The sequence below is a fragment of the Porphyromonas sp. COT-290 OH3588 genome, from assembly GCF_000769075.1.
Lineage (GTDB): Bacteria > Bacteroidota > Bacteroidia > Bacteroidales > Porphyromonadaceae > Porphyromonas.
Genome location: NZ_JRFC01000014.1, coordinates 176,909 through 196,368, shown reverse-complemented (window position 1 = coordinate 196,368; position 19,460 = coordinate 176,909). Strand labels below are relative to the sequence as shown.

The following is a 19,460-nucleotide window of genomic DNA, read 5'->3' as shown; positions in this document are numbered from 1 at the left end:
GATAGAGGTGTTCGCCGTATGCAAAGCAGCCTACCATTTGCTCTGGTTGGCTTGGGCACAATATGCAGTATCCTCCTAGCAAACCATGCGTTTGGTATCTTTGCTTTGCCCACTCCAGTCCACCCAAGGGGAATGCCAAAGTTGAAGTTTTGCCCCCAACAACTAAAACAGAAACAGATATGCGGATATGTGATACAAGGCTAGCGAGCATTGCCGCCTTGGCAATGGCTTGGCTTAGCCCTTCGTTGTCAGCTCAAGAGAAGCCCGACACGCTTAGTCTAGACATGGCACGTGCGATAGAGATAGCTTACAAACAGAATGCCAATGTTACCACTAGCGACATGGAGGTCACGAGGGCTACCTATAATCAACGCAAAGGCTTATCAGCTTTACTACCGAACGTCAATCTCTCTGGCTCGTATGGCTACACACTCAAGAAGCAACGTGTTTACTTCGGCGGTGGAGATGATTCGTCCAATCCATTTGCATCAGCTTTCCCCAAAGAGGGTATTGAGATGGGGCAGACGCACAATATCCAAGCAGGAGTACAGGCAGGGGTAGCAGTCTTGGCACCTCAACTCTGGGCAAGTCTGGCCCTAGACCGTAATGCCGTAGAGCAAGCTGTGGAAAAAGCACGTGCCTCTCGAGTGGAGATGACCTCCGAGGTACGCAAGGCTTATCTGGGGGCACTCATGGCTCGAGATGCCCTTAGGGTGCTCGAGGAAAGCCTCGCCAATGCCCAAGAAAACCACGGGCAGATCCGACAGAAATTTGAGCAGGGTCTAGTGGCCGAGTACGATCTGATTCGCATGGATGCACAGGTCAAAAATCTAGTGACAGAGGTAATACGAGCACAGCAGTCGGTTCGTCTAGCAGAGATGAAGCTCAAGGTACTCATGAATATAGATCCTGATCACCCCATTAAACTCAAAGAGCAACTCGAAGACTACAGCCATGTAGTATATGGACGCCTACTCTCGGACGATGCCCCCCTATCTCTGGAGCAGAATTCGGCGCTACGCACACTGGATCTACAAGGCGATCAGCTTGAGAAGATCATCAAAGTGAAGAAAATGGCGTACGCACCAACCCTCTCGCTTAGCTTCTCCTACAACTACAGCTTCGCCAGTGATCAGTTTAAGCTAGACAATAACCGCCGTTGGTCTCCACACTCTATGATCGGTGTTTCGCTCAATATCCCAGTATTCTCGGGTGGGAGCCGCTACTACGACCTAAAGGCCACACGCCTGCAGCTGCAACAACTGGCACTACAAAGACGCCAAACAGAGAAAGAGCTCAACCTTGGACTGACGAACTCACGCAGCGAACAGCGCAACGCTGCTTCGCAATTCGTAGCCTCTCAAGAGGCCGTGCGTAGTGCACAGAAAGGCTACGACATCGCACAAGCACGCTACCGCACGGGTGCTGCGACGATCCTAGAGCTCAACGACGCCGATCTGGCGCTCAGACAGGCTCAGCTCAACCTCAACCAGTCTATCTTCAACTATATGGTCGCCTCCTATACGCTAGATCAGCTCGAGGGGCGCATCTATATGAAGTCCAACAAACAGCAGTAATGCCTCTGATCCAAGGATCGAGGCTAATATCACAAGATCAATAAGGCTATATACGGAATATGAAACAGACGAGGAAAAGCTTCTTTGGCCTACTCACCGCTATGCTCGCTCTAGGGCTAGGCGCCTGCCAAGGAGCGAAAGACAATACCGAAGGGAACAAGCAGGCTGACTCAATCTCTATTAGAGTTGTGGAGATCAGCACCGCAGTGCGCGACACAGTAGCGGTAGAGCTTGAGTACAGTGCTGCCCTCAAAGCTAAAGTAACCAACACTATCTCCACCCAGACCGGCGGACGCCTGCAGCAGTTGCTAGTACGTGTCGGTGATCGAGTAGGAGCTGGGCAAGTACTAGGTAGGCTAGATCCCTTTGCACTTAACCAAGCTAAAATCCAGCTTGATGATGCCAAGGTTAATTACGATCGCCTCAACGAGCTCTACAAGATAGGAGGTGTAGCGAAGGCTCAGTGGGAGCAGGCCTCCAGTGCGATGCGCATTGCCCAAGAGGCATATAGTAATCTGTACTCCAATACTATCCTACGCAGCCCTACCTCTGGGGTGGTAACAGCCAAGAATTACGACATAGGTGATATGACTGCTCCCAGCCAGCCAATACTCATAGTCGAGCAGATTAGCCCAGTCAAAGCGGAGGTTCAAGTTTCGGAAGAGCATTACAGCCTGCTCAAACAGGGACGCCCTGCCACGATTGTGGTAGATGCCCTCTCGGGCGAGGCTTTTGACGCACGCATCTCTAATGTCTTCCCCACAATCAATCCTGCCACACATACTATTACAGTAGAGGTAGAGGCTCCCAACCGTAAGCAAGAGCTTCGCCCCGGAATGTATAGTCGCATCACACTAGACTTGGGCGATAAGGAGGCTCTCCTCGTCCCCGATATGGCAGTGCTACGCCAAGTAGGGAGCGGCGAACGCTTCGTCTATGTCTATCAAGACGGCAAAGCGATGCGTCGAGTGGTAGAGCTGGGATCCCTCTATGGCGATCGCTACGAGATACTCTCAGGTTTGGATGCTGGAGAAGCCGTGATCACCTCCTCTCCATCTACCCTTACTAATGGTATGTCTGTCGTATTGCAGGCGAGCCGATAAATACTCCAATCTCTACAGATATGAGCATATACAGCAGTGCAGTCAAGCGTCCGATTACCACGGCTCTCGTCTTCGTGGCCATCGCTATCGTGGGGCTGTTTTCTCTGACACGACTATCAGTCGATTTGATGCCAGAGACTGACCCCACGACGATTATGGTCATCACAGCATATCCCGGAGCGAGTGCCGAGGACATAGAAACCAATGTCAGTAAATTACTAGAAAACAGCCTCAACAGTGTCGATAACCTCAAACATATCAAGTCGGTCAGCAGTGAGAACACATCTTTCATCACACTAGAATTCGAGGCCGGGACCGATATCGCTGAGGCGACTAACGACACACGTGACAAGATTGATGCAATCCGAAGCAGACTACCTGCTGGAGTTGTGAATCCAACGATCTTCAAGTTCAGTACTAGTGATATTCCCGTAGCAATACTCACAGTAGAGGCTGAGGAGAGCTCTCGTGCGATGAATAAGATTCTGGACGATCTACTGGTGAACCGCCTAGCTCGTCTAGATGGCGTCGGCTCTGTCTCTGTCGTGGGAGCAGAAGAGCGTGCTATACAGATCTACTGCGATCCTCAGAAACTCGAGGCATACAACCTGACCATCGGTCAGATCTCACAAATCGTTTCAGCAGAAAACTCCAACATACCAGCAGGTCAAATTGATCTTGGCAGCAAGACTAACTCTCTACGTGTGCAGGGGGAACTGAACGATCCGCAACAGTTGGGCAGTATAGTCGTTGCTTCGTTTAATGGTGCGAGTGTCTACCTGCGAGATGTAGCACGCATCGAGGATAGCACGGTTGAACGTATGCAAGAGAACTATACCAATGGTAAGCGTGGGGCAATCATCGTCATCAACAAACAATCTGGGGCGAATGCCGTAGAGATCTCCAAGCAGGTAAGCAAAGAGCTACCTCTAATCCAGAGAGAGCTTCCCGAAGACATCAAGATCGACTACATCATCGACACCTCGACCTTCATCACCTCTACAATCAACAGCCTATCTCAAACGATCGCCATTACCTTCATCATCGTGATGATCGTCGTGTATATCTTCTTGGCTAGAGCCTCTGCGACGTTCATCATCATTCTGACTATCCCAGTTTCACTGATAGGAGCTTTCATTTACCTGCTGATGTCGGGCAATTCGCTCAACGTCATCTCTCTGAGCTCGCTCTCCATTGCCATCGGTATGGTCGTCGATGATGCGATCGTAGTTTTGGAAAATATAACGACACATATTGAACGAGGGAGCTATCCCAAGCAGGCAGCCGTTCACGGCACGAACGAAGTAGGTATCTCTGTGGTGGCCTCAACGCTGACTATGCTTGCCGTGTTTCTCCCTCTGACGATGATTAGCGGGCAGAGCGGCTTGATGTTCCGCCAGCTTGGCTGGATTATTAGCATTGTAATGATCGTATCGACCTTCGCAGCTCTTACCCTGACGCCTATGATGAGCTCTCTGATGCTCAAGCGTGACGCACGCCAATCCCGCTTGGCTGCCAAAGTTTTTGCTCCAGTCAATCGTGGCCTAAGTGCTCTGGACGATGTGTATGCTCGATCTCTATCGTGGGCCATCGGCCATCGCAAAACGACCATTGCACTAGCTTTCCTCTTCTTCTCTACGAGCATTATGCTAGCTTCGCTGATCAAAACAGAGTTTATGCCTGCGCAAGACAATGGCTTCATCGTGGCATCTGTCGAGCTCCCAGTAGGGACACGTATAGAAACTACACGTGAGCTAGGGAGGGAGCTACAAGACCGCTGGCGTAAGGCCTGCCCAGAGATCCATATTGTGTCTATGTCGGTAGGGCAAGCAGATGCGAGCAACGCCTTCGCAGCCTCTCAAGCTAATGGTAATAACATCGTGTCCTTCCGCATCGGGCTGGTTGGCTTCTCCGAGAGGACACGTAGCCAAGATCAGATTGCAGAAGATATCCGAGGGATTATAGCCGAATATCCTGCCGTAACAAGCTCGACCGTCAAAGGTGGTGGCGGAGGAGAAGGCGGCAAGAGCGATGTGGACCTCGATCTATTCGGCCACGACTTCGATGCAACGACAACGATTGCCAAGGAACTCAAAGCTAAGATCGAGTCTTCTAATGCCTGCTCGCAAGTTACGATTAGTCGTAAGGAGTACACGCCCGAGATGCGCTTCATTTTCGATAGAGAGAAGCTCGCCTCTCATGGGCTAAATCTAGCGACAGCTTCCAGTTTCTTGCGTAATGCGATCAATGGCTCTGTGGCTTCGTTCTACCGTGAAGATGGTGACGAATACGATATAAGAGTGAGCTACGCCCCTGAGGCTCGCCAGTCTATGCAGGATATCCTAGCAATCCCTGTGTACACAACTCAAGGGAAGCAGATACGTCTAGGTGAGCTAGGGCATATCGAAGAGGCCTTTACTCCACCAACGATCGAGCGTAAGGATCGCTCGAGAGTCGTTACCCTAGGCGTGAGCCTAGCCTCTGGATATGCCTTGAGCGATCTTGTGGAGAGCGTACAGAATGCTATCGACGAGACTGCACTGCCAAGCAACATTACTTACAAGATGGGTGGGATCTACGAAACCCAGCAAGAAACCTTTGGGGAGCTTTTCACGCTTCTTGCCCTGATCATCATACTTGTATTCATTGTAATGGCTGCGCAGTTTGAGAGTCTGTCTGCTCCATTTGTCATCATGTTCTCTGTGCCATTTGCCTTTACGGGAGTACTCTTTGGGCTGATTGTGACCCAAATCCCTATGGGAGCTATGGCACTTATCGGTCTGATCATGCTCGTGGGTATCGTGGTGAAGAATGGTATCGTACTAATTGACTACATACAGCTCTGCCGAGAGCGTGGCATGGGTATCTCTCGCTCTGTGATTGCCTCGGGTCGTTCTCGCCTACGCCCCGTACTGATGACCACTTGTACTACGGTACTAGGTATGATCCCGATGGCTCTAGGCCTAGGTGAGGGGGGAGATATGTGGAAGTCTATGGGGGTGGCGGTAGCCTTTGGTCTGAGCTTCTCTACACTTGTTACCCTGATCCTTATCCCGACGATATACGCCTCCGTAGAGGGGTTCCGCCTCAAACGTGATCAGAGGCTATTAGCTCGCAAAATCCGCCGCAAGGCAACCGAACGCTTACACTCCTAGCGCAATGTACACATCAGACTATACACCCAAGACATCTCTCAAATCGGTTTTCATCGCCTATAATCAGGCTTATCACCCGCTGATCCTACGCATCTTGCGCCATCTCAGCCTCAAGGGCTACACGAGTTGGGCAGAAACTCCGGGGCAGGGGACACATCAAGGCGATCCGCATCTCGGTAGCCATGCGTGGCCTACGATGAACTCATCGATGCTAGTAGTCGTACCAGAGGAGAAAGTTCCCCAGCTACTCTCGGATCTGAAGGCTCTGGACGAAGCTACACCCGAGCAGGGCTTACGTGCTTTCGTCTGGTCTATCGAGCAAACTATCTAAGCAAACTGATTCGTTTATCTTACCAAGGGGAGGCTATCTAAGCCCTCCCTTGGTAAGCCTATATACATCTATTTCGTTCGTGTTTCTCAGATTACATCTACTCTCCATCTTTACTCTGATATGCGCAATCGGATTTGCCTGCTCTACAGCTCGCATCGACCGATCGGACTCTATCGCATACGCCCGTCCAGATAGTTCAGTTCTCGCAGATGGTAGCCAGATCCCCAGCGATAGTTTGCTGATGAAGATCTTGGAGATAGACGGCTTCCCCGTTTCGTCACACAATCGTATACGCCTCTTCACTCGAGGTCAAGATAAATTTAATGACCTCTTCGATGCCATTGGTCAAGCCAAGCATCACGTACACATGGAGTACTTTAATTTCCGCAACGACTCCATCTCCTCTGCTCTCTTTAGCTTGCTCAAAGCAAAAGTCGCCCAAGGGGTGGAGGTGCGTATCCTATTCGACGACTTTGGCAATTGGTCCAACAATCGTCCGCTTAAGCGGCATCACCTCGACTCGATCCGAGCCAGTGGTATAGAGATCGTGAAGTTCGACCCCATCGTTTTCCCATACATCAACCATGCCAGTAGCCGAGATCACCGTAAGATCGTCGTCATTGATGGACTGATTGGCTACACTGGAGGCATGAATGTAGCCGACTACTACATCAAGGGACTACCCAAGATCGGGCCATGGCTGGATATGCACCTGAGAATCGAGGGGGAGGCTGTGGCAGATCTGCAGCGCATCTTTCTTGGTGCATGGAATAAAGAAGCCAAGCAGTCCATTGAGGGCGACCAATACTTTCCACCTATTATCCTGCGAGATAGCTTATCCGGACAGAGCGTATCCATCGTTGATCGCCGTCCTAATAAGACGCCCGAATCAATTAAGGAGGCCTACACTCACTCGATCAACCTAGCTGGTAGCCACGTACGCATCATCAATCCTTACTTTGTCCCTACGAGCTCTATTAATAGAGCCATCAAGAGGGCCCTAGAGCGAGGCGTTGAGATCAGTATTATGGTACCCGAGAAGTCGGATATACCATTTACTCCCGACGCAATGCTACACAAACTAAACAAGCTCTCCAAGCGTGGTGCTAAGGTGCTACTTTATCAAGGTGGCTTCCACCACTCCAAGGCTATGACAGTAGACAATACATTCTGTACAGTAGGCTCTGCCAACCTCAACAGCCGTAGCCTCAGATACGACTACGAAACCAATGCTTTCATCTTCGACCGAGGCATGACGGCACAAATCGACACCATCTTCCGTCAAGATGCCGAGCACTGCGTCCAGCTAGACAGAAATTACTGGCACAAGCGAAGCCTCTGGCGCAAGTTCGTAGGTTGGTTCGCCAACCTCTTCACTCCCTTCCTCTAGGAGTAATCAGACACACAAAAGGGGCTGTGGCAATGTTTGATCTTGCCACAGCCCCTTTTATATATAAAGACCTATTCTCTCGGCTATCGCTCTAGGCGTTTGAGCAGGCTCTTACCTTTCTCGAGTGCCTCCATATTCATCGGTATGAGTTTATGGTGACGCTCTGGGAGCGACTTGCGAAGCCCTTTCTCGATGCTATCCATGTGGATCATCGGACGTGTGGCGAGTAGAGCTCCAAGGATAAGCATATTGAATACCTTCTGGTTACCCATACGATTAGCCTCATTGGTTGCGTCTACCTCGTAGATCTCTATGTCATTGCGCTCTGGCACGTGGTGAATACCATTAGAGTCGTAGATCAGTACTCCACCGGGCTTAACGTGGGGAGCAAACTTATTGAGTGAGGGTTGGTTGAGGGCAACCACTACGTCATAGTCCTGAACTACGGGCGAGCTAACGGGTTCGTCGCTCACAATAACAGTCACGTTGGAGGTGCCTCCACGCTGCTCTGGTCCATACGAAGGCATCCAGCTCACTTCTTTATCTTCCATCAACCCTGAGTAAGCAAGTATCTTACCCATTGATAGTACACCTTGTCCGCCGAAGCCCGCGATCACTATTTCGTATGTCATGATGCTATATAGTTATTATTAGAATCAGTACTAATGGGTTAGATATCCTTAATATCGCCGAGAGGATAGTGCTTAAACATATGCTCTGCCATCCAAGTGTTGGAGTCGGCTGGCGACATCTTCCAACCCGAGTTGCAAGTAGACACAATCTCTACAACAGAGGTTCCCTTACGTGCCATAGAGTTGGCGAAAGCCTTCTCTAGTGCCTTCTTGGCCTTGCGCACGGCTGCAGGTGTGTGCACAGCTTGGCGAGTGACATAGCAGGTACCATCTACAAGAGCGAGCATATCGGAGATCTTGAGTGGATAACCGTTCATCTCCGTGTCACGCCCGTCGGGGCAGGTAGCAGTCTTCATGCCCGGCAGGGTGGTCGGAGCCATCTGTCCGCCAGTCATACCATAGATACCATTGTTGATGAAGATAATCACGATGTTTTCGCCACGGTTGCAGGCGTGGATCGTCTCGGCTGTACCAATAGCAGCGAGGTCGCCATCTCCCTGATAGGTAAAGACCATACGATCTGGGTTGAGACGCTTGATGGCTGTGGCTACGGCGGGAGCACGGCCGTGAGCAGCTTCCTGCCAGTCTACATCGACATACTTATAGGCAAATACAGCGCAGCCTACTGGGGCCACGCCCACAGTCTTCTCTTGCATACCCATCTCTTGGACGACTTCTGCCACTAGCTTGTGCACCACCCCATGGCTACAGCCGGGGCAGTAGTGCATATTGACGTCGTTCATCAGCTCTGGCTTCTGATAGACCAGATTCTCTGGCTTGATTATATCTTTGATATCCATCTTCTTGCTTTATCTTTTTATTAGTCTTATTAGGTAAGAAATAGCACGTACAGCTAGAGCGGCGATGCCACACGACATGAATATCCATTTCTCCTCGGTTCCCCAAACGAAGTAGCTGACCAAAGTGGCTAGCACAAGGAGATAAAATATCAAAGTTAAGATTGCATCTAGACTGAAGTGAGGAATGCGTCTTTCTTCCCTATCCATAAGTCTTATAGATTAAAGAGTTTTTTTAGTTCGTCCAAGATTTCATTAGGCGAGAAGAGCATACCGCCCATACGCCCATAGTGTTCTACTGGTACTTTGCCATTGACAGCTAGGCGCACGTCTTCAACCATCTGACCAGCATTGAGCTCTGCCACGAGTATTCCCTTGACGTGGCTCGTGAGGTCTGCAATAGCCTGACTTGGGAATGGCCATAGTGTGATTGGGCGAAGCAGGCCGAGCTTGATGCCTTGAGCACGTGCTAGGTCTACTGTCTTCTGACAGATACGGCTAGACGAGCCGAAAGCTACGAGCAGATACTCGGCATCCTCTGTCTGCACAGCCTCGTAGCGCACCTCGTTGTCCTCGATAGCCTTAAACTTCTTCTGGAAGCGTTCGTTATTCTTCTCCATGATCGACGACTCAAGCTCTAGCGATGTGATCACATTGGGGGCTCTGCCATCTAGGCGACCCAGAGTAGCCCATGGACACTCTTGGCGTATCTGCTCATCGCTGCGACGAGGGTGGAAGTCGGGGAGCTTAACCTTCTCCATCATTTGGCCGATAATACCATCGGTGAGAATGATAGCAGGATTATTGTATTTGAATGCCAGCTCAAGCCCCAAGCCTACGAAGTCGGCCATCTCCTGAACTGAGTTGGGGGCAAGTGTGATGAGGCGGTAATCTCCGTGGCCACCACCCTTAACGGTCTGGAAATAGTCGGCCTGACTAGGCTGGATCGTACCCAAACCGGGGCCTCCACGCATCACATTGACTAGCAAGCAAGGTAGCTCTGCTCCTGCAATGTAGCTAATGCCCTCCTGCTTGAGGCTCATACCGGGGCTAGACGATGAAGTCATCACACGCTTGCCACAACCAGCACCTCCATATACCATATTTATAGCTGCTACTTCGCTCTCGGCTTGTAGTACCACCATACCAGTGGTTAGCCAAGGACGCTCCTCCATCAGAGTCTCTAGGATCTCGGACTGAGGCGTAATAGGATAACCAAAATAGCCATCTACACCATAGCGGATAGCAGCATGAGCAATGGCTTCATTGCCCTTCATCAACTTAATTTCCTCTGCCATATCGAAATTTTATTCAGGAGATAATTATAGTTTAACCTTATACACGGTGATGCACCCATCGGGGCAAACCATTCCACAGCTTGCGCAGCCGATGCAATCATCGTTGTTCTTGAGGCGAGCGTAGTGATAGCTCTTTTCATTGACCTCAGTAGGATGTAGCTCCAACACTTTGGTTGGGCACGACACAACGCAGAGGTTGCAACCCTTACAGCGCTGTGTATTAACCACAATAGTCCCTCTTACTTTTGCCATTTTATAAACTGTTTAAGATTAAAATCGCTGGAGTCTATGAGGCTCCAAGTGATAAACTCATTTTATTTATCCCTCCAAATGTACGGTTATTTTTCAAAATACAAAGATTTAGCTAATTCATATTTTTAAGTGCTGAGCAAATTCCCCATCAAGCACACAAACGGCAAACAGAGGCTTGTGTATATATGTAAAAGTCAATACTATACTTCTAGATTAACTAAAGATGTAATTATAAGATTTCTTTGCAAGGCCCGTTCATTAAACGAATAGAATTGCAAAACGTCTAGCCGTAGCATACTCTATGGGTATATCCTAGAGCTAAGAGATGCCTTTGATACACGGTAGCCAATATGAGCTTCAATTTTTGCCTAGATGAATGAAGCCATATTTATATTTTAGACCAATTCTCGGGATATTGATGGGAAAAGAGAACTGTGCTACGGCTCTACGGTTCAGACTGCATATTTGCCCCCTCAGAGGCGCTACACGGCGTCTGCCCCCCAATGGAGTACTTAGAACACTCTACAAGGTAAAAAGCTCCCATAAAAGGCCTCTGGTCAAAACGCTAATAAACAGATAGATAAAATAAACCCAAGAGCAATACCTACTGAATCAGTACTCAACCTTCAGCATTTCTTCCCATCAATTGCATGAGATTGATGGACACATTGCAATAGATTGGTGCACCAATCTTACACGATTAGTCCTTCAATTTTGCCACAAACCTTGAGGTATTCGTCCATAGTCCTCCTCTTTCCTCTCGAGTTCTGACGATATTCACTTTACACACTTTAACCAAAAAGATAAAAACCATGGCCGTGAAGGGATTTATGCATATAAGAGCTGCATGTCTTCGCTCATCAATCAAAAAAACAGGAGCATCAGCCGATAGCTATATAGCGTTTCGGTCCGATGCTCCTACTAAAAAGAGGGCCAAGGTGGCTAGGCACCTCAAATTAGGTCAAGCTACTGTCCCTAGAGAACGGTGCATACCATAGACTATTTCTCGAGAGGCAAGCGTGGAGCAGGTACCCCCTCGCCTAGAGATAGTGAGGAGATCTCACGCTCTAGGCAGTCGTACAATCCTTGATCAATGAAGCTCTGAAGCGTCTTGGCGCCTCCCTCTACAAAAATGGACTGTATGCCCTCGGCATAGAGAGCTTGAGTCACAGCTTGGCTGGTAGGGCTGTCTAGGTCGATGCCGATGTAGCGCACTCGGCCTACTGGGCTGGGTGCAGGGAGCCTACTGTCGTGTAGCACCCAAGTAGGCGCCTGCTCGTCTGTGAAGATACGCAGGTCGCTAGGCAGAGATAGATGGGGGTCGAGCACGATGCGTATGGGGTGGCGACCATGCCAGTGTCGGTTAGTGAGGCTAGGGTTGTCTAGCAGAGCCGTTCGGTAGCCGACCAATATGGCTTGGTGCATCATGCGTTCTCGGTGTACAAGCCGCAGACGAAAGGACGAAGAGAAGAGCATGGCAGGCTCGGTGTGCGACAGACGCAGCTTATCCATGAAGCCATCGCGGCTCTCTGCCCACTTGAGGGTAATGAAGGGACGCCCCTGTGTGTACTGACAAACGAAGGGAGCATTGAGCCGCTCGGCCTCCTCTTGTAGCAAACCGACCTCTACCTCGATGCCTGCTTGCCGGAGCATCTCGATACCTCTACCAGACACTGCAGGATAGGGGTCCAGCATCGCCACTACGACACGAGGAATGCGATGCTGAATGATGAGCGAGGCGCAGGGAGGTGTCTTACCATAGTGGGAGCAGGGCTCTAGGCTCACATACAGAGTAGAGCTAGAGAGTAGCTCGGTCTGGCGTACGCTGCGTATGGCCATAACCTCTGCATGGGGCTCACCATAGGCGTGATGGTACCCCTCACCGATGATCTCCCCATCGTGCACAAGCACCGCCCCGACCATTGGGTTGGGGCGAGCTGTAGCCTCGCCTAGAGCAGCCAGCTCTAGGGCTCTGAGCATGTACAGTTTTTCGTCCGATACCATTGATTATTTCATTACTTTTGCGTTTATGACTACGATCAGAGAGTTTCAGCAGTCTGCCTCACAGCGCATAGCATCTCTATACGAGGCGAGCGAGGCGCAGGCTATCGTGCGTATCCTACTTGAGGAGTGCTTGCAGATCTCCCATACGTCCCTCTTGATGATAGACAAAGATACACTTTTGTCCGCTCAGATCTTAGCGACACTAGAGGGGCAGCTCAGTCGGCTAGCCGAGGGAGAGCCCTTGCAGTATGTCCTAGGTTATACCTATTTCTATGGTGTGCGCATAGAGGTAGCGCCGGGCGTTCTGATTCCACGCCCAGAAACGGAGGAGCTCGTGGAGCTTATCGTCGAGCGAGAGCAGGGACAAGAGCGGAGGCGGCTACTGGATGTGGGGACTGGTAGTGGCTGTATCCCATGTGCCTTGGCCTCGGCTTGGGGGAGCAGACTTGTGGCAGACTGTATGGAGTACTCAAGTAAGGCGTTGCCTACGGCTCGGCGCAACCTAGAGGACTATCAGCGCACAAGCGGGGCTGAGCTTAGCCTCATACACAGAGATTTGTTCAGCTGTCTTGATGATAGCCCCGAGCAACCCTACGATCTCATAGTAAGCAATCCGCCGTATATTCACCCAGAGGAGGCCAAGGAGATGACTTCACAGATACTTGGCTACGAGCCCTCAACGGCTCTATTCGCCCCAGAGCACAATCCTATTATATACTACGAGGAGATCGCTCGCCTAGCCTCGAGCGGTTGGCTAGCCTCGGGGGGGCACCTCTATATGGAGCTTAACCCAGTCTATGCGGAGCAGACTCTCGATAGCATCTCGACAATACTCGGCTCTAGACTTGAGCATATAGAGCTGGTCAATGATCTTAGCGGTAAAAAGAGATTTCTATGCGTCAAGACAAAGCCCCTTTGACACGAGAGCAAGCCCTCGGTAAGGCAGCACGCTACTGCGTGGGGGCAGAGCGGTGCCTCTGGGAGGTAAGGCGCAAGCTCGAGCAATGGGAGGCTTCGCCCGAGGACTATGCCGACATACTCAACTACCTACAAACGGAGGGCTTCGTCGATGAGGGGCGGTATGCCGAGGCTTTCGCTCGTGACAAACATCGCTTCTCTGGCTGGGGAGCTAGACGCATCGAGCAGGAACTCAGAGGTCGCCACCTCAAGTCGGCAGACATCGCAGCCGCTCTACGGCGACTGGAGGAGGAGCTTGACCCACGAGAGCAGCTGCAGAAACTGCTGGAAAAGAAATATAAGAGCCTACCCTCGGGGCTCGATCGGCACAAGGTCTACGAGCGTCTGATGCGTTACGGCCTCTATCGTGGCTACGACTACGAGGCCGTGTCGAGTGTTGCCTCGGCGCTGGCGGCTACCTCATAGATCTCACACTAGGCATATTGTCTGCTCTCATTACCTTTGTTGGACTTCATTCAGACTAAACATACTAGACTTATGACAGAACCTATATACTTCGTTTCCCTAGGCCCGGGCGAGCCCGAGCTAATGACCCTACAAGCCTTTAGACTCCTTGAGCGTTGTAGCCGTATCTATACACCGGTAGCTATTGCACCCACAGGCAAGCGCTCGTCCAAAGCCACAGAGATCATGCTCAGCCTCGGCATTCGAGCCGAGCAACTTATCAGCTACGACCTGCCGATGAGCAAGCAGAGAGAGGGAGCCGAGAGAGCATACCGTCGGGTAGCCGACGAGATCATCAGCCTACGCCAGATGGGCTGCGATGAGTGCATCGCCGTGGTGGCCGAGGGAGATAGTGGTTTCTACTCTTCATCTGCCTACATCGGTGATCATCTGCTAGAGGCAGGGCTCTCCATCAAGCAACTGGCAGGAGTCCCAGCCTTTATCGCCTGCAATGCCCTCATCGGAGGTCAGCTCGTACAGCTGGAGGAGCAACTACGGGTAATACCCGGGGAGGCTACCGAAGCCGAGTGGACAGAAGCATGGAGCAGCCAGCACACCATTGTCGTGATGAAAGGCTCACTCTGCCAAGATGAGATACAGAGAGCAGTAAGAGCCTATCCCGAGCGTAAGTGGCATTACCTAGAGTTTGTAGGGCAGGAGCGCGAGTACTACTCGACCGACCTAGAGGAGATTTGCACACGCAAGTTCCCCTACTTCTCAATCATCATCAGCAAAACGAGATAGAGTTACTCCGACAATCCAATTTTATGACACACATTATTCGAGTATTAATACTCTTCCTTTGCCTCGGCTGGAGCGTATTAGCCCAGCGCAACCCCAAGCCGTTCGTTATCCCTGAGCTAACTGAGTGGCAGGGAGCAGAGGGAGAGTTCAGCCCTTCTGGACGCATCGTCCTCTCTGGCTCTTCCAAGGAGCTTAGGGCGGTGGCCGAGGAGCTGGCCAATGATTACAGACAGATGTTTGGCCGTCAGCTACGCATCGTCCGTGGCTCAGCCAGAGCTGGGGACTTCGTCCTATCTCTCAAGCCAGATTACGCTCTGGGACTAGAAGGCTATCACTTGTCTATCACCGAGGTTACTCGACTCACGGCAGCCACCGCTCAAGGGCTATTTTGGGGGACACGTACTGTACTACAACTCTCGGAGCAGCACGAGCGACAAGCCTTACCTCAAGGACAGACGACCGATACTCCTCGCTATGCCATGCGTGGCCTACTGCTAGACGTAGCCCGTAAATATATCCCTATGGACTACCTGCATCGCTTGGTCAAGGTGATGGCTTACTACAAGATGAATACCCTACAAGTTCACCTCAATGACAATGGCTTCAAGGACTACTTCGGTGGCGATTGGGCACAGACCTCATCGGCCTTCCGCCTAGAGAGCGAGGTATTCCCCAACTTGGCCATCAAAGGAGCATCGTACAGCAAGCAGGAGTTCATCGACTTTCAGGAGCGTGCCATGCGTCAGTTTGTAGAGATTATCCCCGAGATTGATGTGCCGGCACACTCACTGGCTTTTAGCCGTATCATACCGGAGATCGGGAGCAAGGAGTACGGTATGGATCATCTAGACCTCTTCAACCCCAAGACCTATGAGTTTGTCGATGCCTTATTCCACGAATATCTATCAGGCGATAAACCCGTCTTTCGTGGTCGCCGAGTGAATATCGGCACAGACGAGTATAGCAATGCCAAAGAGGAGGTGCGAGAGAGGTTTCGCTACTTCACCGATCGATACATCAAGTACGTTCAGAGCTTCGGTAAGCAGGCTTGCCTATGGGGAGCTCTTACCCACGCATACGGCAAAACGCCTGTGGCAAGCCAAGATGTGGTGATGATGTGCTGGTACAACGGCTATGCAGATCCTACGGAAATGAAGAAACAGGGCTATCAGATTGTGAGTATCCCTGACGGCTGGACCTACATTGTACCCGGTGCAGGCTATTACTACGACTACCTCGACACCGAGCGTCTACACAAATTTTGGACACCAGCGCAGATTGGCAATCAGAGGTTTGAGGAGCAAGACTCATCGCTCCTAGGTGGTATGTTTGCCGTTTGGAATGACCACTACGGCAATGGTATCACGGTCAAGGATATTCATCATCGCTTGATGCCCGCCCTGCAAATGATCGCTCTGAAGACTTGGACGGCTCATAGCACGACCATTCCCTATGCCGACTACGAGCGACAGCGGCCTTTGCTGAGTGAAGCCCCCGGAGTAAACGAATTGGCACGCCTAGCAGCAGAGCCCGCCGAGGTGTACAGTCAAGCTAGCCTTAACCCTCGGAGCGAACTACCATACGAAGAGATAGGCTACAACTATACCGTCAGCTGGGATATGGAGCTAGCTGATGAGCTAATCGGCACAGAGCTATTCCGCTCGGCGCATGCGGTCTTCTATCTCACTTCACCCCAAAATGGGCAACTAGGCTTCCTAAGAGATGGCTACCTCGATACGTTCGACTATACACTGCCCAAGACTGGTAAGGTGCAGATTGCGATCCAAGGGACAAACAAGGGAACGGCGCTCTACATCAATGGTAAGCTACGCCAGAGATTCGATATCCAGACCGTGTATGTGCCACAGCAGGAGGGGGAACGCCTCAACACGCTCTACCAAGCCCCAGATCCATTCTCCCCAACAGTCTATCGCACGGGAAAGAAGATGCACTACCACCGAACACTGGTTTTCCCTTTGCGTAGAGCTGGAGAGTTTAATAGTAACATTACTAACCTAAAAGTTTACAACTATCTACTCCATAAATAGTAGATCTATAGCATGAATACCCCATTAATCCCACAAAGCCGAGCCGAGAGAGGATACGTCGCCCTGTGTATTCTGGTTGTACTCTGCCTATCACTAGGCTGTATCCCTAGTCTGCAATCCTACTTTGCTTGGCTCACTCCGCCAGTAGCCCTATTCCTCGGGCTACTCTGTGCTGCGATTTTCGGTACACCATACGCCAAATTCAACTCTCGTGCCTCCAAACAACTGCTCCAATGGTCGGTTGTCGGGCTTGGCTTCGGCATGAATCTACAAGAGTCTTTGTCTTCTGGTGCGGGAGGAATGAGTGTGACGATCGTTAGCGTCTTCGGTACACTCGCTCTAGGCGTCCTACTCGGGCGGCTTCTTGGGTTGGAGCGCAAGATCTCTTACCTCATAGGTTCGGGGACAGCCATCTGTGGTGGGAGTGCTATTGCCGCAGTCGGGCCGACGATTGATGCCGATGAGCGAGATATGTCCGTAGCACTCGGGGCGGTGTTTGTGCTCAATGCTATTGCCCTATTTATCTTCCCACCTATTGGGCACTACCTAGAGCTTAGCCAGAATAGCTTCGGCACGTGGGCAGCGATTGCCATTCACGACACTAGCTCCGTAGTAGGAGCTGGCGCAGCCTATGGCGACGAAGCTCTGCAAACTGCGACTATGATTAAGCTAACTAGAGCTCTGTGGATTATCCCTCTGGCCTTCGTTTCGTCGCTTATCTTTAGCCGAGGCGGTAGCCGAGTACGTATTCCGTGGTTTATCGCCTACTTCGTACTGGCGATGATTGTCAATACATATTTCCTACAAGAGGTAAGCCCAGAGCTAAGCCGATGGATTAGTTCGCTTGCTCGTCGTGGTATGATGCTCGCTATGTTTTTCATCGGTGCATCGCTCTCTTGGTCTTCTCTACGGGGTATTGGAGCTAAGCCTTTTGTCTTAGCTATCGTACTCTGGGTAATTATTAGCATTAGCTCCTTGCTCGGCGTCTTCTTTTTTGCCTAAGCTATTGAGATAAACAAGAACCGCCTGCATTCCCTCTGTCGAGAGTGCAGGCGGTTCTTGTTGTATGGGCTGTCCAAAGATTAGCCTAGCAGTAGGGTTTCGATCTTTTCTTTAAGCTCGGCCTTACCCATTACCCCAAGCATCAGCTTAGGCTTGTCGCTGTTGGGCTGTGCAAATAGGAGCGTAGGAACTGTACGAATGTTGTAGAGCGATGTTAGTTCGGGCTCTTGGTCTACATCAACCTTATAGATCTGGATACGTCCCTCGTACTCCTGTGCCACTTCTTCAAGCAGTGGCGCTAGAGCTTGGCAAGGACCACACCAAGTAGCATAGAAGTCGATCAATACTGGGAGGCTGTGCTTAGCCTGCCAACCAGCAGGATTGGTGTCTACATCGTGAACGAGTTGAACGAACTCAGCTTTGGAAATATGATTTACTGCCATGTTTGTAAATAATTTTAGTTGTTGTCTGGGTGTAAAACAAGGCGTCACCTAAATTGTTCGCTCCCCATGCCACAGACGGTAAGACGGCTACGATTCTCTTCACTAGGTGTAGCCGTCTTGTTAGATTATTGATATACTCTAGGTGTAGAGCCCTTATTTAGGAGTCTTGAAATTGTAGAAGAATGGTTCTGTCGTGATACCCTTCTTCCTAATCTAGGCCGATCACAATCAGGAAATATTCTGTATTAGGTCTTTTGGGGCAAATAAGAGCTATATTTGACTTTGAAAATAGCCGGGGCAAAGCTCGGTGAGCTCCCCAAACTATCCTATTGGCTTGCTAATCAATCTACCTAGCCCGACGCCAGCCCCGATAACTATACTATATCGAACTCCTGCTAAACAATATAATAGTTAATAGACTTATGATATATATAGTATTGTAGCTGTTGCGTTTGGCTCGCTACTGGCCCAGCCTCTGCCTCCAATCTGTCGAGATGGGTGGGTGCGCTGGAGTAATCCTATATTCACTACATAATAAGTTATGTTTGAGCTTGTCATATTCTTGCTTTTCGCCGCCCTACTAGGAGCCCTACTAGGGGGAGATAGCTTCGGGGAGTCCACACGCAGAGGCTGTGGGTGCCTCGTTTTGCTTTGTATCATATTCTTCATTCCCCTTACCTTGTATGGCCTTTTCATGCTACTAACGAACTAAATCATTTCTTATCATCATTCATACTATTTTTCTATGAAGCACGTTCTTCTCATTGTAGATCCTCAGATAGATTTCATCACGGGTACACTACCTGTGCCGGAGGCCGCCGAGGCGATGGAGCACTTGGCGCTTTGGATGCAAGAGCATCCCAATTGCTATGACACCGTAGTAGTGACGATGGATCAGCACCCATACGACCACTGTAGCTTCGTCGCTCAGGGAGGCATGTGGCCTCCACACTGCGTGCGCTACACCGAGGGAGCTGCTATCTACCCAGCCATTCACGAGCAGACCGTACGTGCTGCTCTCTCGGGCAAGACATTGCTCTACGTAGAGAAGGCAACTACAAGCGAAAAAGATGCGTACAGCGCATTCGCAGAACAGACGCCTCGTGTGCTACTCGAGGCAGACAAAATCTACCTCGCGGGTTTGGCTGGGGACTACTGCGTGGCCGCAACGCATGGTGACTTGCTCCGAGATATCCCAAGTGAACGTATCGAGCTCCTGAACGAAGGGATCGCTTACATCAATAAACCAGAGTAGTAATAGA

At 50.6% G+C, this 19,460-nt stretch carries 18 protein-coding genes; 11 read left to right on the top strand and 7 right to left on the bottom strand.

Annotation, left to right across the window (positions count from 1 at the left end; translation table 11 throughout):
• Positions 1–179 precede the first annotated feature (179 nt).
• From HQ48_RS02625 to cls, 5 genes are all read left to right on the top strand, one after another.
• Complete coding sequence (locus HQ48_RS02625; RefSeq protein ID WP_081969695.1) at positions 180–1,577, top strand: TolC family protein; 1,398 nt, start codon at positions 180–182, stop codon at positions 1,575–1,577.
• A 59-nt stretch (positions 1,578–1,636) separates the two neighbouring features.
• A complete protein-coding gene (locus HQ48_RS02620; protein WP_044231553.1) occupies positions 1,637–2,680 on the top strand; it encodes an efflux RND transporter periplasmic adaptor subunit in 1,044 nt (347 codons plus the stop codon).
• A gap of 20 nt (positions 2,681–2,700) precedes the next feature.
• Positions 2,701–5,835, top strand: coding sequence for an efflux RND transporter permease subunit (locus HQ48_RS02615; protein ID WP_044231552.1), 3,135 nt, complete (start codon positions 2,701–2,703; stop codon positions 5,833–5,835).
• Between the two features lie 4 nt (positions 5,836–5,839).
• Positions 5,840–6,166 (top strand): PG0541 family transporter-associated protein, encoded by a 327-nt coding sequence (locus HQ48_RS02610; RefSeq protein ID WP_044231551.1) that lies wholly within the window; start codon positions 5,840–5,842, stop codon positions 6,164–6,166.
• 241 nt (positions 6,167–6,407) lie between these two features.
• The gene (gene cls / locus HQ48_RS02605; protein ID WP_152568313.1) at positions 6,408–7,556 is read left to right on the top strand and encodes a cardiolipin synthase; all 1,149 of its coding nucleotides are present in this window, start codon (positions 6,408–6,410) and stop codon (positions 7,554–7,556) included.
• A gap of 83 nt (positions 7,557–7,639) precedes the next feature.
• Here cls and HQ48_RS02600 read toward each other — a convergent pair whose 3' ends face one another.
• From HQ48_RS02600 to ribD, 6 genes are all read right to left on the bottom strand, one after another.
• Entirely contained in the window at positions 7,640–8,188 is a 549-nt protein-coding gene (locus tag HQ48_RS02600; protein ID WP_044189078.1) for a 2-oxoacid:acceptor oxidoreductase family protein, read from the bottom strand.
• 38 nt (positions 8,189–8,226) lie between these two features.
• Positions 8,227–8,988 (bottom strand): thiamine pyrophosphate-dependent enzyme, encoded by a 762-nt coding sequence (locus tag HQ48_RS02595; protein ID WP_044189075.1) that lies wholly within the window; start codon positions 8,986–8,988, stop codon positions 8,227–8,229.
• Between the two features lie 9 nt (positions 8,989–8,997).
• The gene (locus tag HQ48_RS02590; RefSeq protein WP_044189071.1) at positions 8,998–9,195 is read right to left on the bottom strand and encodes a hypothetical protein; all 198 of its coding nucleotides are present in this window, start codon (positions 9,193–9,195) and stop codon (positions 8,998–9,000) included.
• Between the two features lie 5 nt (positions 9,196–9,200).
• The gene (locus HQ48_RS02585; protein ID WP_044189070.1) at positions 9,201–10,283 is read right to left on the bottom strand and encodes a 3-methyl-2-oxobutanoate dehydrogenase subunit VorB; all 1,083 of its coding nucleotides are present in this window, start codon (positions 10,281–10,283) and stop codon (positions 9,201–9,203) included.
• 24 nt (positions 10,284–10,307) lie between these two features.
• Entirely contained in the window at positions 10,308–10,535 is a 228-nt protein-coding gene (locus HQ48_RS09140) for a ferredoxin family protein (RefSeq protein ID WP_081964774.1), read from the bottom strand.
• 999 nt (positions 10,536–11,534) lie between these two features.
• A complete protein-coding gene (ribD, locus tag HQ48_RS02580) occupies positions 11,535–12,539 on the bottom strand; it encodes a bifunctional diaminohydroxyphosphoribosylaminopyrimidine deaminase/5-amino-6-(5-phosphoribosylamino)uracil reductase RibD (protein WP_044189069.1) in 1,005 nt (334 codons plus the stop codon).
• Positions 12,540–12,564: 25 nt separating this feature from the next.
• Here ribD and HQ48_RS02575 point away from each other — a divergent pair, with 25 nt between their 5' ends.
• The 5 genes from HQ48_RS02575 (at position 12,565) to HQ48_RS09265 (ending at position 17,755) form a co-directional block, all read left to right on the top strand.
• Positions 12,565–13,458, top strand: coding sequence for a HemK/PrmC family methyltransferase (locus HQ48_RS02575; protein ID WP_044231550.1), 894 nt, complete (start codon positions 12,565–12,567; stop codon positions 13,456–13,458).
• Complete coding sequence (locus HQ48_RS02570) at positions 13,434–13,922, top strand: regulatory protein RecX (RefSeq protein WP_044231549.1); 489 nt, start codon at positions 13,434–13,436, stop codon at positions 13,920–13,922. The genes HQ48_RS02575 and HQ48_RS02570 overlap by 25 nt, the downstream gene beginning before the upstream one ends.
• Before the next feature lie 72 nt (positions 13,923–13,994).
• Complete coding sequence (locus HQ48_RS02565) at positions 13,995–14,705, top strand: precorrin-2 C(20)-methyltransferase (RefSeq protein WP_044189066.1); 711 nt, start codon at positions 13,995–13,997, stop codon at positions 14,703–14,705.
• 23 nt (positions 14,706–14,728) lie between these two features.
• A complete protein-coding gene (locus tag HQ48_RS02560) occupies positions 14,729–16,753 on the top strand; it encodes a family 20 glycosylhydrolase (protein WP_044231548.1) in 2,025 nt (674 codons plus the stop codon).
• Between the two features lie 12 nt (positions 16,754–16,765).
• Complete coding sequence (locus tag HQ48_RS09265) at positions 16,766–17,755, top strand: YeiH family protein (RefSeq protein WP_044231546.1); 990 nt, start codon at positions 16,766–16,768, stop codon at positions 17,753–17,755.
• Positions 17,756–17,835: 80 nt separating this feature from the next.
• On the opposite strand, the gene trxA is transcribed toward HQ48_RS09265, so the two are convergent.
• Positions 17,836–18,198 carry a thioredoxin gene (gene trxA, locus HQ48_RS02550; RefSeq protein WP_052408940.1) on the bottom strand — a complete coding sequence of 121 codons (363 nt, stop codon included), beginning with the start codon at positions 18,196–18,198 and terminating at the stop codon, positions 17,836–17,838.
• A 745-nt stretch (positions 18,199–18,943) separates the two neighbouring features.
• On the opposite strand from trxA, the gene HQ48_RS02545 reads away from it, so the two are divergent.
• Positions 18,944–19,453, top strand: a complete 510-nt coding sequence (locus HQ48_RS02545) for an isochorismatase family protein (RefSeq protein ID WP_044231543.1) — start codon at positions 18,944–18,946, stop codon at positions 19,451–19,453.
• Positions 19,454–19,460 lie beyond the last annotated feature (7 nt).